This window comes from Mesorhizobium sp. M4B.F.Ca.ET.017.02.2.1, assembly GCF_003998955.1.
GTDB lineage: Bacteria > Pseudomonadota > Alphaproteobacteria > Rhizobiales > Rhizobiaceae > Mesorhizobium > Mesorhizobium abyssinicae.
Genome location: NZ_RZOF01000737.1, coordinates 1 through 387, shown reverse-complemented (window position 1 = coordinate 387; position 387 = coordinate 1). Strand labels below are relative to the sequence as shown.

General features: G+C 62.8%; 1 protein-coding gene. It reads left to right on the top strand.

Annotation, left to right across the window (positions count from 1 at the left end; genetic code table 11):
• Position 1: 1 nt before the first annotated feature.
• Positions 2 to 387 (top strand): LLM class flavin-dependent oxidoreductase (locus EN738_RS35120; RefSeq protein ID WP_245494864.1); only part of this gene is annotated, 386 nt, incomplete at its 3' end.

The following is a 387-nucleotide window of genomic DNA, read 5'->3' as shown; positions in this document are numbered from 1 at the left end:
GATCAAAGGCGGGCATCGGGGCGATGCCGTCGTCGAAAATCACAACAGCCTCCAGACCCTGACGGGCCATGCGAAAGCAATTGAGGACAATGGCTGGAAGGGCGCCTTGATCGGAACGGGTTGGGGCCGTCCTGACACTTTCACGCTTGCCGCTGCCCTTGCAGCGCAGACGACCTCCTTCGAACCGCTCATCGCTATCCGACCGGGCTACTGGCGGCCGGCGAACCTTGCGTCGGCAGCAGCCACGCTTGACCATCTGACGGGCGGACGCGTGCGGATCAACATCGTGTCGGGACTGGACAACCTTGCCGCATACGGCGACAGCGAGGGGGACCAGCCGCACCGTTACGCCCGTACCAAGGAATTCTTGCGGCTTGTCCGAAAACT